Source organism: bacterium SCSIO 12741, assembly GCA_024398055.1.
In the GTDB taxonomy this organism is placed as follows: Bacteria; Bacteroidota; Bacteroidia; order Flavobacteriales_G; family Salibacteraceae; genus SCSIO-12741.
This window is the reverse complement of the sequence record CP073749.1, coordinates 4,952,006-4,966,713: the sequence shown is the minus strand read 5'-3', so window position 1 is coordinate 4,966,713 and position 14,708 is coordinate 4,952,006. Positions and strand designations below refer to the sequence as shown.

Genomic DNA, 14,708 nt, shown 5'->3' with positions numbered 1-14,708 from the left:
CCATAGTTTTAGGATTATCAGATTATTAATTCATGTATTTGTTGAACCAATTAAGAATGGGTTCGGGGTTATTGCCAAGCCAATCGTAGGCTGCGCCTCGTTTTTTGTCTAAGTCTAACCACATCATTTCTTTTTCTACCAGAAGGTTATTGTAGTATTGGTTAACCATATCCATGTTGGTCATAGGGTCATTGCTGTTTTGAATAACCAATGTGGGTTTGTTGATGTCTTTCACATAAGGCAAAAAAGAGTCGCCCGTAAGGTCAACACCGCGTTTTTCTTTGCTGTATTTGTTTCCACTTTTTACTGCAGAGTTAGGCATGCCCAAAGCTTCAGTGAAGTAGTCGTACGTTAGGGGTTGAACAGCAATCATGGTTTTAACCTGATCATTCTTCGACAGTTCCTCCTCCAGGCCAAAAGCGAACGTGCTCGATGCAGCTCCCATACAAATACTGAGTAACCCGATAGAGGCATCTTTATAATCCTGGTGATTCGAAATAAAATCAACCGCAGCCAAAACATCCTTGCGTTCTTCAGTTCCCCACGTAATCCAGGGGGTGGTTCCTTCACCGCTGTTCCCATGATTTCGTAAATCATACATCAACACGGAGTAACCAGCATCAACCAGGTACTTGGCCTGATTTAGGAAATGGATATCATCCGTCCATAAAGCGTTTTTCATCATTCCCTTTCCCTTTTGGGTAAAACCAGCACAAGAACACTGGACCCCAAAGTGAGATTGAATAATTACTTTATCCGTGTTTCCTTTTATTAACCAGCCAGAAAGAGTTACACCATCGGATGTTTTAAAGCTTACGTCTTCATAGGCTAGGCCATATTGTTCCGGAGTTTCGAACACCGGTGAGCTACCGGGTTTAATCATCAGGTTAGAAACGGTTTTACCGCAACCAGCCATGAGTAGCGCTACTACAGGAAGCAGCAGGAGAATTTTTATGGAATTACTTGTTTTCATTTTTCCGTATTTAGAATTTCAGCAATTAGTGCTTGTTATACCAATCAATCATTTGTTCGGGATGCTCTGAAAAGTAGGTGTAGCCTTTAAAACGCTGCGTTGTTCCTTCAATCCAATACAGGTCTTTGTCCGTGTGAGGAATTGCGTCAAATACGGCTTGAACGTCCTCTTCAGCATAGGTAAAAGAGTCCTTTCTGACTTGAGCCACAAACGTTGGCACCTTTACATACCTGGCATCATCAATGGGTGAAGCATCATTGATGGCAAATCCATACAACTCCCTGTATTGTTGTTCAAATGCGTCGTACCCAGCCTTACCTAACTTCATGTTTTTAGCCAGTTTTCTTACCAATGCGTCACCAGAAATAGGTTGGAGTAACATCATGGATTTAACACCTTCGAAAACTTCAGGATGTTTGCGCATGGCTACCAAGGTGGAATTTCCACCCAAACACATACTGTGTAAGTGAATTTCCATTCCTTGAGTATCAGGTCGGTTTTTGACGTAGTTCATTGAGCCAATGACATCTTTGTATTCAAAGAATTTTGGATTGTAGGCTCCATTTTGTCCTGGGGTACTCATCCCATGACCTCGCAAATCATAAGCGAAAACGTTATAGCCTGCTTCTACAAGTGCCTTGTATTTGGGGAGAAAGTTTACTTCAAATCCGCCAGCACCCTTCCAGGGCTTAATGTGGCCTGCATATCCATAGCGATTACCTGGAGAGAAATGGTTGCAAATAACTACTTTTTGGGAAGGTTGTTTGGCCGGAATATACCAGCCTTCTAATGGTAAACCATCCAAAGAAGGAAATGAAACATCTTCATAGACCATATCATATTCATCTGGTCTTCTTAAAACCGGAGACCTCCTGGTATTGGCGACTGCTGGTACTACTCTTTTCATTAACATTTTAGCGATCATAATAGCGAGGGTTTGAATGTTTAAAACAAAGGTCCGTTGATTGTATAGGGCAGGGCAGAAATATATTCCTGTAAAGAGGAAACATATTGCAGGATGATATCATCCAGGATTATATTGGTTCAATCCTCCTGGACCCAATCATTCATTCTAAATTGTCCTTCGATTTGTATTTGTTAAGGTGTACTGCCTTAATTAATCCTTGGTTCAATCTGCCATCGTAATACAAGCCAATAACCCCATTCACAAGCTAAACATCCCATCGTTGCTTGGAATTTAAAGACCAATCGGCTTAGGGAATTCCAAGGCCTCCTACCAAAATGTATAAGTCTTCTACAGAAATGTTTAAGTGGTTTCGCTTAGTCTCTGCGGACCTTTGTCTTGTATCATTTTTCAAAAATCAGTTGAATATGAAAACAATCGCAAAAACATTAACCGGGCTCCTGATAGCCACTTCATTAAACCTATCAGCCCAAACAAATAACAACGTAAAAAACAATACCATGGAAAACTTAAAAGCAGGAAAGAACGAAGTTACTTTCAAATCATTTGGAGTAGAATTAGCGGGAGATCTATACCTCCCAGAAGGTTTTGATGCCAGCAAAAAGTACAAAGCCATTGTAAGTGCCAGTCCGTTTCCTCAAGTGAAGGAACAAGTGATGGCTACCTATGGACCAGAAATGGCCGAAAGAGGATTCATCTTCTTGGGATTCGACTATTTGGGAATGGGAGCTTCTCCGGCACTTCCAGGAGAATTTAAACAATCCAGATACATGTTTAGACTTTTGGAAAATACATGGGATGCTGTTTCTTACTTAGGTACGCTTCCTTTTGTTGATGAGATATATGGACTTGGAGTATGCCAGGGTGGTTCTATCATCGCCTCTGCAGCGGTAACCGATCACCGAATTAAGAAAATTGCTACGGTTTCCGGAATGATGGCAGCCGATGCTTTCCAATGGACGGACCGGGAAGCGGCCAACCAAATGATCGCTGCGGCCAATGCTTCTATGCAAAAGCAGTACGAAACGGGTGAACCTGATTACGTAGCACCTTTTGGACTAAATGACGAGCAATCCAGAGAAGAATTCGTGGGAGCTGCAGCCTATCCGGCAATGGCGGGTGAATCCTACGACTACTACGGAAGAGATGGTTATAGAGGTCCTAAGGCGGTGGAGAGCTTTACCAACATGCACATTGGTGATCAGGCCATGCAATCTCTTATCTCTATCGGAGAGGCTTATGCGGATAAAATTGTTCAGCCCACTTTGGTTATCTACGGAACCAGTGCCTCTACAGCTATTTGCTCTACCGGTTTTATCGAGAAGCTGACCAACAATCCTGAGGTGATCGCCTTTGACGAGTTTGGCCATGTTGATTTTTACTACAAGCCAGAAGCAGTAAACGCTTCCGCCGATGCTGCAGCAGAATTTTTCAATAAATAATGAGACCCTAAGGAACTCCATTTTGAACTAGCGCATCATGGAGTTCCTTTCATTCATTGCCATAATGTAGAATGGATGGAAGGCTTGCTTATCCCACATTGATCCATAATTCAAAACCCTCGACTATGAATAATTACCAAAACATTCCAGATTTAAGTGGCAAGGTGGCCATCGTAACGGGAGCTAACAGTGGAACCGGATACGGCATTACTTACCATTTGGCCAAACACCATTGCAAAGTCATTATGGCTTCGCGAAACGTGGAAAAGCTGCAGGATGCCAAGAAACGTTTGAAAGACGAAATACCTCATGCCAATCTCGAAATTGAGGTGGTAGATATTACTCATTTAGAAAGTATTAGAAAGTTTAGCCAGCGAATTACAAGTAGCTATGGCAAAATCGACTTTCTGGCCAACAATGCCGGTGGAGGGGGTAATAAATATGCCCTAACTGCAGATAAATTGGAACAACAATTGGCCGTCAATTATTTGGGACATTTTGCGATAACCACTCAGCTATTGCCGGTTTTAAAAGATGGAAGTAGAATTGTTACTTTTTCCAGTATCGGTTACAAACGATTCTTAAAAAACGACCTGGATGTGGATCATCTTATGTGCGTGAATCCTTCTGATTTTAACCAAATGCAGGAATACTGTAAGGCCAAACTTTGCTCCATTCTGTTTGCGGTAAAACTTCAAGATGAATTTGAAAGAATAGGCTCGAGTTCGATGTCTTTGTCTTGCCACCCTGGTTGGTCCAGAACAAATCTTTTTGAGCAAGCAGATACCTTCTCCATGAAACTACTCGGTAGGGTAATGAATGGGGTGTCAGGAATGTTGGGCATTAGCCAAAGTTTATACGATGGCGCTTTACCAGCCATTGAAGCATTGATAGCCGATGACGCCAAGCCCAAAGTGGTTTATTCGCCCAAGAAGAGAGAATCGACCGGAGCTCCCATTCCGATTGAAATAGATCGAACCCACTTTAAGGATGAAGACATTGATAAATTGTGGGATAAAACCCAGAAAATGTTGAATTTGAAGGTCGAAGACTTTATGTAATATCCCTGAACAATCGAGGACATGACAAAGCAGGAAATGATAAAACGGGTGGATGCAAAATGGGTCCATCAAATACGGTGCGGTGATCACCGTTTTATTGATATTACCATTGTTCAAACAGAAGGCCGATTTTTTGTGCGCCAATACAAGTTTGGAGGACGGAGCTGGTACCATGCCTTTTTGGATCATTCGGAAGGTGCCATGAAGCTGGGAGATGAGGTAGTTCCAATTGATGGGGTAGTTCCAACGGATCTTGAAAGCATCAACCCTAAAGTGAATAAGGCCTACTTCAGAAAGATGAATATCATGTATTGGTTAATGCGCCTGACCTATGACCGAAAGAAGCATGAAGCATCCACGTTGGAATTAATTCCGAGGGTTATCGGAAAAATTTGAAATTCCTGATAAGGAGATAATTAGTTTGAACTGTTTTAACTTAGAATCATGAAAGAACTGGTATTTAACACGATCACAGATTTTCATAACTTCAATGAGTTGCCCGCACCCGAGAATCCTTTATTCAGTGCTTCTCACCATGGTGCAAATAAGGCGAATGATGATGGCAGCTGCGATGAAGCCCAGGAAGAAATTAGCCTGACCTGCAATTTCTACAGCATCAGTTTAAAGAACATTATCTCGGGCGAGCTCACCTACGGCAAAACCAAATACGATTGCAACAGTGGAACTATGCTGTTTACCGCACCCAAACAAACCATGGTGTTCAAAGGTTTGGTATTCAGTTCGGAAGCCTATCACCTGATGTTTCACAAAGACTTTATACGTGGAACGGATTTGTACCGGCAGATTAAGAAGTACAGCTTTTTTGAGTACCGGGTAAATGAGGCCTTACACCTGGCTCCAAAAGAGGAAAAGTTGATTAAATCCATCTTTAAAAACATTGAAACCGAATACCACAACAACCAGGATGAATTTTCAAAAGAGCTGCTCATTTCTCAATTGAGTACTTTGTTACAATACTCCGATCGTTTCTACAAGAGGCAGTTTTTGGACAGAAAGCCCATTAACCAAACCGTTCTCGCTCAGTTTAGTCAAGTGCTGAATGAGTATTTCGATGCCGAAAAGCTCATGAGTAATGGCATTCCAACAGTTGATTTTATCGCTGCAGAGTTGGGAGTGGGCCACCGCTATTTGAGCGATTCCATCAAAGCCGAAACCGGAAAAACAGCTATCGATCAAATCAACTTGTTTTTGATAGACGAGGCCAAGAATATGCTATTGGCTCCTAATTCTTCTATTTCTGAAACAGCCTACAAACTGGGATTCGAATACCCGCAATACTTCTCCAGGTTGTTTAAGAAAAAGACCGGGATGAGTCCGAAAGAGTTTTCTTTGATGAATTCCAATAATTGATCCATCCAATGTCCGGATTCAAGCCATTGAATCACACTTTCCAACCCAATCCACGAATAGTATCTAACCTCCCGGAATTAGTATAACACTTATGGCCGGCAGCCTGCTCAACTTTGTACCATCATTAAAACAATACCGTGATGAGCAAAAATTGGACAGCAAATAATATCCGCGATCAACGAGGCAAAACCTTCTTGGTAACCGGTGCAAATAGTGGACTTGGCTTCGGAACTTCTCAGGTTTTGGCCAGTTTGGGAGCACAAGTAATAATGACGGCTCGTAATCTCCAAAAAGGGGAGAAGGCCGTAGCTAAGCTTAAGCAAGAGGTACCGCATGCCAAGGTCATTTTGATGAAGCTCGATCTGGCAGATTTGGAATCGGTAAAATCCTTTGCCGACGAATTCAAAAAAAGATACAGCCAGCTCGATGTGTTGATTAACAATGCCGGGGTGATGATGCCGGTGCAACGATTTGAAACCAAACAAGGTTTTGAAGGTCAATTTGGGACCAATCATTTGGGGCATTTCCTACTTACCAGTGAGCTCTTAGATGTACTCGAAGCAACTCCCAATTCACGAATTGTGGTGTTGAGCAGTTTGGTGGCCAAAATGAAAAAGGCTAACATTTATTGGAATGACTTGCAATTTGAAAAGTCTTACGACAAGATGGCTTCATACGCCCAAAGTAAGTTGGCCAACATGATGTTTGCCGCGGAGCTCAATCGAAAGCTTCAAGAAAAGCACAGTCAAGTAACCTGCCTGATGGCGCACCCGGGATATACGGCTACCAATTTGCAGCAGCACATGGGATTGCAAGGGAGAATCATGAATGCCTTGATGGCCCAAAAAGTGGAAATGGGTATTCTACCCACCTTGCGTGCAGCCACGGATCCCAAGGTCAAAGGAGGGGAGTACTATGGGCCGGCCAAAATGGGCAATTTCCGTGGTTACCCTATTATCAACGAGCCCAACCCAATGGCCAACAATCGGCCTGAAACGCAGAGACTTTGGAAGGTAAGTGAGCAACTCATTCAGAAGGAGTTTTCCTTCGCCTAATTGCTTTAGTCATTCTGTGATAGAGGCTTGCAACCCGATTTGGCCTCACTAAAGACTGGATTAACAACTAAATAAGATAAAATGAATAAGACCGTATTAATAACTGGTAGTTCAACCGGAATTGGTAAATCAGCAGCTCAAATCTTTCAAGCCCATGGATGGAATGTTATCGCCACCATGCGCAAAGTAGAAGATGGCGCTGAGCTCAGTCAACTTGAAAATGTACTCGTTGCTGAATTGGACGTAACCAAGCAGGAAACCATCGACCGAGCCATTGCCGCAGGTATTGAAAAGTTTGGACGTATTGATGTATTGGTTAACAACGCTGGCTTCGGTATGATGGGCGTATTAGAAGCATCTTCTGAGGAACTCATGAAACGCATTTTTGATGTGAATGTGTTTGGGGTGATTCGCACAACCAAGGCTATTTTACCGCACTTCCGGGCCCAAAAAGCCGGAACTATCGTCAATGTATCTTCCATCGTAGGTCGAGCCTGTTTTCCTTACCAGGCTTTGTATCATTCCACCAAGCACGCCTTAGAAGGGATGACCGAATGTAGCCAGTATGAATTGAAGCCCTTAGGTATTAACCTTAAGTTGGTGGAGCCCGGGGGAGTGGCCACCGAATTTATCAATAGCATTTCTATGGCTGTGGATGATGAGTTGGTTGAGTATCAAGCCGGCATGAATAAGTACATGGCCGGCGTTCAAGGAATGATGGAAAACCTGAGTACGTCAGGCAGCATTGCTGAGGTGGTATACGAAGCTGCTACCGACAACACAGATCGGCTTCGCTATTTGGCTGGACCCGATGCGGAACAAGTGATGGGGGCCCGTCAGCAAATGGATGACAAGGCCTTCTATCAAATGATGGCTGGACAATTTGGCATCTAACCCTCTGAATTCTTTAATCTGAAAAGACAAATGTGCATCGGCTCAGTAATAGGGTCGGTGCACTTCTTAATCTTCAAAAAATGGAACTTCTAGATTTACTCGATGCCTACTCCAAGGCGCAGAAACTCTCCGCCAATCACATTGCCATCATGGGCGCTTTTATGATGCTCTTGGCCGTGTTAACTCATTTCGTGTTTAAGGCAAGTGACTTGAACCAAGGTTTTAAGATTGGCGCTATCGTGTGTGGCTTGCTCTTTTTAGCCATGGGATTATCCTATCGATCTTATGTAGGGAAGCAACAGCAGTCCACCATCAGCATTTACGAAACGAATAGAGGTGAGGCTTTGGAAACTGAAAAAGTTCGTATGGCTAAAACCATGGCCGAGTTCCCAATGTATCTCTACATTTTCTCGGGGATGTTGGTAGCTGGCTTGCTTGTGGTTTTGTGGGATAAATCCAACTTTTGGTCGGGAGTATCGCTGTCGGTGGTTATCACCTTTTCCCTGATCATTTTTCTCGAAAAAGTTTCTTCACATCCATCCATGGAGGTGTATCAAGAGGGCATTGAACACATTTCTAAATTTAACCCTTAATTTCATGAGAACGACCCTTGCCTATTTCATTTCCATTTTTTTATTCGCGATGGCGGGCTGGCATGTGTTTCAACCCGATCAATTCGCCCCCATGATCCCCGATTTCATTCCCGCTTCGGTGGCCAATGTTGCTGCTGTTATGGCTTTGCTTCCAGTTGGATTTGCCCTGGTGTGGGAGAAGTATAGAAAGTGGGGTGGCATTGGCTTTTCGGTGTTAATGATTGGCTTTTTGCCTATTCATGTGTGGGATTTATTTCGCGACGATCCGGCGATTGGTGAGCCTCCGCTTCCCTTAATCAGACTGGTTTTTCAATTCCTATTTATTTATGTGGGATGGTGGATATACAGATCCTCCCAAAAAAGCTAACTTTCGTACTATGTCGGATATTTTCAAAATTGAATCCATCACCGATTTTCACAAAGCCATGGGGTATCCTAAACCCGCACATCCCCTCATCAGCTTGGTGGATCTGTCTGAAGCAGAATTGATGAGTACATCCCACCACAAGGTGGCTACATCGCTCTACACCATCTCCATGAAAACCAAGTTTGCTGCTACCCCCGTTTTATATGGGCAGCGCTATTTTGATTTTCAGGAAGGCGTTCTTTTGGGTATGTCACCGGGTCAGGTTTTTACGATCGATGGCAATATCAAGAAAGGCGATATGGAAGGTTGGGCATTGTACTTTCATCCAGACCTCATTCAAGGTTATCCGTTGCAGTCCTCCATTTCCAAATTCGGGTTCTTTGATTACGTGACTCACGAGGCGCTTCATCTTTCCGAAAAGGAAAAAGAAACGCTCAATCAAATTGTTTTTAAAATTCAGGAAGAGAGTGAGCAGAACATGGATGACTACAGCAACGATCTTTTGGTTTCTAACATCGAACTGCTGCTGAACTACATCAAACGCTTTTATGGCAGGCAGTTTAAAACCCGAAAAGCCGTCAATAGCGATTTACTATCCAAATTTGAAGGGCTGCTAAAAGAATATGTAGACTCACCTGAACTTCAGGAAAAAGGGTTGCCCTCGGTAAGCTATTTTTCGGATGAACTTCATTTGTCTTCCAGTTATTTCAGCGATTTGCTCAAAAAAGAAACCGGATTGAGCGCACAGGATCATCTTCACAATGCCTTGATCAAAAAAGCGAAAAACAAACTCCTCAATAGTGAAGAATCCATTTCTCAAATTGCCTTTGAACTCGGCTTTGAGCATCCCCCATACTTCAGTCGTTTATTCAAGAAAAAAACGGGATTGACTCCTAAAGAATTTCGGTTGAATTTGAATTGATTCTAAGGGAATAGATGGCTGTCATCCTGTAAAATGGCTATGTTATCCTGTAATACGGATAAGTGCCCACCACCTTCGTGTTCAGACCTTTGTGTCCTAATCTTTTCAATTCAAAAAAATCGAAAAAATGGCACAAATAACAGCAGAACAATTAGAGACAATTAAAGGCTTGGCCAAGGGATATACTTTTGTGGATCACCCCACACCCTTATTGGAGACACCTTCTGACTATGGAATGGAATTCGAAGAAATTACCTTCCCATCTATGGATGGTACCTCTTTGTCTGCCTGGTATATTCCGGCAAATTCAGATAAGCTCATTATTTGCAATCACCCCATGACCTTTAACCGGACCGGTTTTCCAGGACACATGGAGCCCTGGAGTGCATTCAGTGATGTGCATGTAAATTTTCATCCGCTGTACAAAGCACTGCATGACGCCGGGTACAATGTATTGACCTATGACCTCAGAAATCATGGAACGAGTGCGTCCGCAGATAACCATGTTTGTGGAGTAGGTTTACATGAATACCAGGATGTGGTTGGAGCCATGCAATACGTTCAAGGAAATGAGGCTTTGAAAAATATGACGGTAGGGCTTTTCAATCCATGTGCAGGAGGAGATGCGGCCATGGTAGCCATGACCAAACATCCTGAGTATTTTGAGGACGTAAAAGCCTTTGTTTGCCCACAGCCTGCATCTATGAATATTATGTCTCAGGTGACCTTAAACGGAATGGGACTAGGCGATCACCTGGATGTTTTGGACGAGGAACAAGTGAAGCTCGGAGGATTTAAGAGTAGTGAAATGTCTCCACATCACTATGCGGCCAATGTAAAAGTTCCTACCTTCATTATTCAAGTGAGAGAGGATGTTTGGACCATACCAGACGATGTTCAAACCACTTTTGATCGGTTGGGCGCAGAGGACAAAAAACTGTTTTGGGTAGAAGGAACTACCAAACGATTTGATGGCTACAACTACTTTGGGAAACATCCGGAAATGATGTTGGAGTGGTTTGACAAATACATGAAGTAAAGAATGAGTAAATGACCAGAGGCCGTCGTATTTAGGCCTCTGGTTTATTTAAACGAGAGCCTCCAATGACATTCCATTAGAGGCTTTTACCTAATATTACACTACTGACAAAAGAATGAACGGATGACTCGGTCAAAGCAAAATCAGAAAGCCAAAAGGATAGTAACCTCTATCAGCAAGTTGCACGAGATCTTGGGATACCCTTCAAAACCCGTACATCCGCTAATCACTCTTATTGATTTTTCAAAGATTAAAGTTCAGGAATCGGTAAACGATATTCCCACCGTTTTGGGCTTGTACTGCGTGGCCTTAAAGAAGCTCGATGATGCTAACTTCCTTTACGGACGCAAGGAATACGATTTTACGGAAGCCTCACTATTGTGTATGGCTCCGGAGCAAGTGACCGTAGTATCTGATATTGACAATCGGGCCTATCCGGAGGGCTGGGGACTCTATTTTCATCCGGATTTGATAAGAACGAGTTTTCTCGATCAAAAGATAAAGGAGTACACCTTCTTCTCCTACGATGCCAATGAGGCCTTGCACGTTTCAGAAAAGGAAAAGCAAACACTCTATTCAGTTGTTCAGGTGATCGAAGGAGAATACAGCATGAACCTGGATGCCTTTAGTCACGATTTGATCGTTTCTAACCTGGAAGTGCTCTTTAATTATTGCAAGCGGTTTTATGGTCGTCAATTCATTACCCGGAGCAACCACAGCAAGGGAGTTGTAGCCAGGTTTGAAGATCTACTTACCCAATATTTCGAATCGGAAGGAGTGGCTCAACAAGGGCTGCCGTCAGTCAAATACCTGGCCGAACAGCTTCATTTGTCACCCAATTACCTGGGGATTTACTGAAGCAAGAAACGGGTAAAAGTGCCTTGGAGCACATTCATTATTACTTGATCGAAAGAGCGAAATCGCTTTTGGCTAACAGCCCCGATACCATCAGCGAAATTGCTTATGGACTTGGATTTGAACAACCTCAGAATTTTAGCAAGTTCTTTAAGAAAAAGACCGGGATGAGTCCGAAGAACTACGCTTTGAAAAACTCCCCGAATTAGAGTGGATTCTTGATTCAAAAAGGTTCCAATTATCCATCCTAAAATTGGATTCTTATGGAAGGCTGAGGGATCCTGAGGTCTTCTTTTTAAATCTTCTGTTTACCAGTCTTTTATCTTTCATTTCTTACCGGTGAAATGTATACAACAACGCGTGGATTGTATACAGCATTGGCCCTTCTTTCTTAGGACCTTTATCCTCTCATTTTAGAATTAGAAAAAGATGCAAAAAATGGTATTGACCACTCTCGTATTGTTGGGTGGCCTAACGGGATGGTCCCAGCAGAAGGCAGATGAAATTCTGGGAGTCTGGGAGACAGAAGACAAAGACGGAAAAATCGAGATTTTTTCCTGTGGAAGCACCTACTGCGGAAAACTGCTATGGGGCAAAAACATTGTAAACCCAGACGGCACTTCCAAAAAGGATGTCAACAACCCCGATGAAGCTCTAAGATCCCGGGATATGGTGGGAGCCACCATCCTTACCGGTTTGGCTTTTGATGGGGAAGAGTATGAGGACGGTAGAATCTACAATGCCGAAGATGGAGATACCTACAAGTGCTACATCTGGATAGAAAAAGGAGTACTTCACTTAAGAGGTTACCTGGGAATTCCGGCCTTGGGGCAAACCACAAAATGGAGTCGAATCAAATAAAGGAGAAATCATGGAAAAGCATTGGAACAAAGATTTGAAGGATAAAACCGTCGTCTTTACCGGAGGTACGGACGGAATGGGGAAAGTAGCCGCGCAACAACTGGCTGAAATGGGAGCCAAAATCATGCTATTTGGCCGAAACGAAACCAAGTCCAGGCAGGCCATTCAGGAGATCAGGAAGGCCTCTGGAAATGAGAATATCCATTACGTGCATTGCGATTTGTCTTCTCAAAAAAGTATTCGGAGTGCGGCCCAGGAAGTATTGGATCGTTGCCCCAAAATTGACATTCTCGTTAATTGTGCAGGAATGAATGCTGGCGAGCGAGTAATCACTGAAGAGGGGATGGAAATGTCCTGGGCGGTCAATCACCTGGCTCCATTTTTACTTAACAACCTATTGCTCGATCGGATTAAAGCTTCTGCACCGGCACGAATTATTAACCTGTCTTCAGCCATGCAGAAAAATGGACACATTCATCTCGATGATATCCAACTAACCAAGGGCTGGAGCACCCTACAATCCTACGCACAGGCCAAATTGGCCATGAACATGGTAACCCGTAAAATGGCCCGGGAGCTCAAGGGTACTGGAGTGACCGTAAATGCGCTGAATCCAGGCTTTATTAAAACCAATCTCTTACACCAAATTAAGGGCTGGGAAAAAATAATTGGCGTGCCTTACATGCATTTTTTCGCCTCTAAGCCCGAAGTGGGGGCCGAGAGGATTGTACGATTGGCCGTGTCTGATGATTTTGAAGATGTCAACGGTCAATTCGTTTATGAAAGTGAAATCCGTGACCCCAATCCGGAAGCTTTGGATGATGATTTGGTGGAAAAAGTATGGGGACTTTCCAAAGAGCATGTTGGTCTTTAGATAATTTGAAACTTTGTAGATAAGAATGAGTGAGTTTTATACCATAAAATCATTGACCGAATTATTCAAGTTTATGGAGCTTCCCGGGCCCAAACACCCGCTGATTGCCTTCATGGATTTTTCGGATAAACCCTTTGTTAAGGCGGTGCCGGATTACAAGTATATCTGTGATTTTTATCAGATATCTTTTAAAAACGACGAGCACGGATCACTTAAATACGGACGAGAAACTTACGATTACCAGGAAGGATCTTTGGTTTATTTAGCGCCTGAACAGGTAATCGAATACTCCTTTGATGATGAGGTTCGGGCCGACCAGGGCTGGGTATTGTTTTTTCATTCCGATCTACTCAAAGCCTTTGATCTGGATAGAAAAATGAAGGATTTTCATTTCTTCAGTTACCAGTCTAACGAGGCACTCCATATTTCTGAAAAGGAGAGAACCATTATCGAATCCATTCTTAAGAAGATTCAATGGGAGTTGGATTCAAATATTGATGAGTTTAGTGAAGAGGTGATCGTAAGTAACCTGGAATTGTTATTGAATTACTCCAAGCGATTTTACAACCGACAGTTTATTACCCGGAAACGATTTTCGCAAGATGTGGTGGTCCGATTTACTCAATTGTTGGAAGGCTATTTTGAGGAAGGATATCAGCGAAGTCAGGGATTACCCACGGTTCAATATTTTGCTGATAACCTCAACTACTCTTCCAATTATTTGAATGAACTCATCAGGAAATCGACCAGCAAGAGTATTTTGGAACATGTTCATTATACCCTGATTGAAAGAGCCAAAGGTCAACTCCTAAACAGTGACAAAAGTGTATCCGAAATAGCCTTTGATCTTGGCTTTGAATATTCGCAGTATTTCAGTCGACTGTTCAAGAAAAAGACGGGCCTAACTCCTGTTCAATTCCGAAAAGCAAGTTGATATGGAACTCATTCATCACACCGTCAATTGGGCCAAGGGCGAAATTGTAGAAGCCATTGTTATGGCCATTATCGGAGCCATCGTCGTTTTAGGGGGCATCCTCTTCTGGAAATTTGGAACCACGCCCTATGCCAAGGCATTGGTCATTCCAACCTTGGTTGTGGGTTTAATCCCTTTGGTTATGGGAATTTCGGGGGCGTTTAGCAACAAAAGCCGGATAGCAGTTTATGAAAAAGCCTGGCAGCAAAACCCCAAAGAATTTGCCCTCAACGAAAAGGCCCGGGTAGAAGGTTTTGACGAAATCTTCAAATACTCCTATCCCTTTGCCGTCATCTTTACCATCGGTGGCGCCATTCTCTTTTTTCTGCTGGGTTCACCTACCTGGAAAGCCATTAGTCTGGCCATGATGACCCTTGGGTTGATGGCCTACTACATCGATCACTTTGCTGCCGAAAGGGCCCAAATCTATTTGGAGCACATCAAGGCAGCGATCCAATAAACAACAAGACCTATGAAAGCCACAAGGCCCTATGTTGATCCGG

16 protein-coding genes and 1 pseudogene are annotated in these 14,708 nt (G+C 43.1%); 15 read left to right on the top strand and 2 right to left on the bottom strand.

All coding sequences use genetic code 11. From position 1 onward, the window contains the following. Nucleotides 1-25: 25 nt before the first annotated feature. Complete coding sequence (locus KFE98_21120) at nucleotides 26-916, bottom strand: alpha/beta hydrolase (protein UTW64762.1); 891 nt, start codon at nucleotides 914-916, stop codon at nucleotides 26-28. A gap of 82 nt (nucleotides 917-998) precedes the next feature. Continuing rightward, nucleotides 999-1,880 (bottom strand): alpha/beta hydrolase, encoded by an 882-nt coding sequence (locus tag KFE98_21115; GenBank protein ID UTW62467.1) that lies wholly within the window; start codon nucleotides 1,878-1,880, stop codon nucleotides 999-1,001. Nucleotides 1,881-2,398: 518 nt separating this feature from the next. On the opposite strand from KFE98_21115, the gene KFE98_21110 reads away from it, so the two are divergent. The 15 genes and pseudogenes from KFE98_21110 to KFE98_21040 all read left to right on the top strand — a co-directional run bounded on the left by KFE98_21110 (nucleotide 2,399) and on the right by KFE98_21040 (nucleotide 14,665). Beyond that, entirely contained in the window at nucleotides 2,399-3,340 is a 942-nt protein-coding gene (locus KFE98_21110; GenBank protein ID UTW64761.1) for an alpha/beta hydrolase, read from the top strand. 125 nt (nucleotides 3,341-3,465) lie between these two features. Further along, nucleotides 3,466-4,401, top strand: a complete 936-nt coding sequence (locus tag KFE98_21105; GenBank protein UTW62466.1) for an SDR family NAD(P)-dependent oxidoreductase — start codon at nucleotides 3,466-3,468, stop codon at nucleotides 4,399-4,401. Nucleotides 4,402-4,422: 21 nt separating this feature from the next. Then, nucleotides 4,423-4,797: a hypothetical protein gene (locus KFE98_21100; protein ID UTW62465.1), complete on the top strand. Its 375-nt coding sequence runs from the start codon at nucleotides 4,423-4,425 to the stop codon at nucleotides 4,795-4,797. Between the two features lie 48 nt (nucleotides 4,798-4,845). Continuing rightward, entirely contained in the window at nucleotides 4,846-5,772 is a 927-nt protein-coding gene (locus tag KFE98_21095) for a helix-turn-helix transcriptional regulator (GenBank protein UTW62464.1), read from the top strand. Nucleotides 5,773-5,912: 140 nt separating this feature from the next. After that, nucleotides 5,913-6,827 (top strand): SDR family oxidoreductase, encoded by a 915-nt coding sequence (locus tag KFE98_21090; protein UTW62463.1) that lies wholly within the window; start codon nucleotides 5,913-5,915, stop codon nucleotides 6,825-6,827. Between the two features lie 81 nt (nucleotides 6,828-6,908). Next, nucleotides 6,909-7,721, top strand: a complete 813-nt coding sequence (locus KFE98_21085) for an SDR family oxidoreductase (GenBank protein ID UTW62462.1) — start codon at nucleotides 6,909-6,911, stop codon at nucleotides 7,719-7,721. 80 nt (nucleotides 7,722-7,801) lie between these two features. Beyond that, the gene (locus KFE98_21080) at nucleotides 7,802-8,314 is read left to right on the top strand and encodes a hypothetical protein (GenBank protein ID UTW62461.1); all 513 of its coding nucleotides are present in this window, start codon (nucleotides 7,802-7,804) and stop codon (nucleotides 8,312-8,314) included. A 4-nt stretch (nucleotides 8,315-8,318) separates the two neighbouring features. Further along, on the top strand, nucleotides 8,319-8,681 hold the full coding sequence (locus tag KFE98_21075; protein ID UTW62460.1) for a hypothetical protein: 363 nt from the start codon (nucleotides 8,319-8,321) through the stop codon (nucleotides 8,679-8,681). Nucleotides 8,682-8,691: 10 nt separating this feature from the next. Continuing rightward, the gene (locus KFE98_21070; protein ID UTW62459.1) at nucleotides 8,692-9,603 is read left to right on the top strand and encodes a helix-turn-helix transcriptional regulator; all 912 of its coding nucleotides are present in this window, start codon (nucleotides 8,692-8,694) and stop codon (nucleotides 9,601-9,603) included. Between the two features lie 235 nt (nucleotides 9,604-9,838). Continuing rightward, a complete protein-coding gene (locus KFE98_21065; GenBank protein UTW64760.1) occupies nucleotides 9,839-10,642 on the top strand; it encodes a prolyl oligopeptidase family serine peptidase in 804 nt (267 codons plus the stop codon). 123 nt (nucleotides 10,643-10,765) lie between these two features. Continuing rightward, nucleotides 10,766-11,706: pseudogene (locus KFE98_21060) on the top strand (helix-turn-helix transcriptional regulator). A 220-nt stretch (nucleotides 11,707-11,926) separates the two neighbouring features. Then, nucleotides 11,927-12,358 carry a DUF2147 domain-containing protein gene (locus tag KFE98_21055; GenBank protein ID UTW62458.1) on the top strand — a complete coding sequence of 144 codons (432 nt, stop codon included), beginning with the start codon at nucleotides 11,927-11,929 and terminating at the stop codon, nucleotides 12,356-12,358. A gap of 10 nt (nucleotides 12,359-12,368) precedes the next feature. Then, nucleotides 12,369-13,232 (top strand): SDR family oxidoreductase, encoded by an 864-nt coding sequence (locus KFE98_21050; protein ID UTW62457.1) that lies wholly within the window; start codon nucleotides 12,369-12,371, stop codon nucleotides 13,230-13,232. A 25-nt stretch (nucleotides 13,233-13,257) separates the two neighbouring features. Then, the gene (locus KFE98_21045; GenBank protein UTW62456.1) at nucleotides 13,258-14,166 is read left to right on the top strand and encodes an AraC family transcriptional regulator; all 909 of its coding nucleotides are present in this window, start codon (nucleotides 13,258-13,260) and stop codon (nucleotides 14,164-14,166) included. A 1-nt stretch (nucleotide 14,167) separates the two neighbouring features. Beyond that, nucleotides 14,168-14,665 carry a hypothetical protein gene (locus KFE98_21040; protein UTW62455.1) on the top strand — a complete coding sequence of 166 codons (498 nt, stop codon included), beginning with the start codon at nucleotides 14,168-14,170 and terminating at the stop codon, nucleotides 14,663-14,665. Nucleotides 14,666-14,708: the final 43 nt, after the last annotated feature.

Coding starts and splice junctions, on each gene's coding strand:
- KFE98_21120 (UTW64762.1), bottom strand. CDS start 916: ATGGCTGGTTGCGGTAAAACCGTTTCTAACCTGATGATTAAACCCGGT.
- KFE98_21115 (UTW62467.1), bottom strand. CDS start 1,880: ATGAAAAGAGTAGTACCAGCAGTCGCCAATACCAGGAGGTCTCCGGTT.
- KFE98_21110 (UTW64761.1), top strand. CDS start 2,399: ATGGAAAACTTAAAAGCAGGAAAGAACGAAGTTACTTTCAAATCATTT.
- KFE98_21105 (UTW62466.1), top strand. CDS start 3,466: ATGAATAATTACCAAAACATTCCAGATTTAAGTGGCAAGGTGGCCATC.
- KFE98_21100 (UTW62465.1), top strand. CDS start 4,423: ATGACAAAGCAGGAAATGATAAAACGGGTGGATGCAAAATGGGTCCAT.
- KFE98_21095 (UTW62464.1), top strand. CDS start 4,846: ATGAAAGAACTGGTATTTAACACGATCACAGATTTTCATAACTTCAAT.
- KFE98_21090 (UTW62463.1), top strand. CDS start 5,913: ATGAGCAAAAATTGGACAGCAAATAATATCCGCGATCAACGAGGCAAA.
- KFE98_21085 (UTW62462.1), top strand. CDS start 6,909: ATGAATAAGACCGTATTAATAACTGGTAGTTCAACCGGAATTGGTAAA.
- KFE98_21080 (UTW62461.1), top strand. CDS start 7,802: ATGGAACTTCTAGATTTACTCGATGCCTACTCCAAGGCGCAGAAACTC.
- KFE98_21075 (UTW62460.1), top strand. CDS start 8,319: ATGAGAACGACCCTTGCCTATTTCATTTCCATTTTTTTATTCGCGATG.
- KFE98_21070 (UTW62459.1), top strand. CDS start 8,692: ATGTCGGATATTTTCAAAATTGAATCCATCACCGATTTTCACAAAGCC.
- KFE98_21065 (UTW64760.1), top strand. CDS start 9,839: ATGGAATTCGAAGAAATTACCTTCCCATCTATGGATGGTACCTCTTTG.
- KFE98_21055 (UTW62458.1), top strand. CDS start 11,927: ATGCAAAAAATGGTATTGACCACTCTCGTATTGTTGGGTGGCCTAACG.
- KFE98_21050 (UTW62457.1), top strand. CDS start 12,369: ATGGAAAAGCATTGGAACAAAGATTTGAAGGATAAAACCGTCGTCTTT.
- KFE98_21045 (UTW62456.1), top strand. CDS start 13,258: ATGAGTGAGTTTTATACCATAAAATCATTGACCGAATTATTCAAGTTT.
- KFE98_21040 (UTW62455.1), top strand. CDS start 14,168: ATGGAACTCATTCATCACACCGTCAATTGGGCCAAGGGCGAAATTGTA.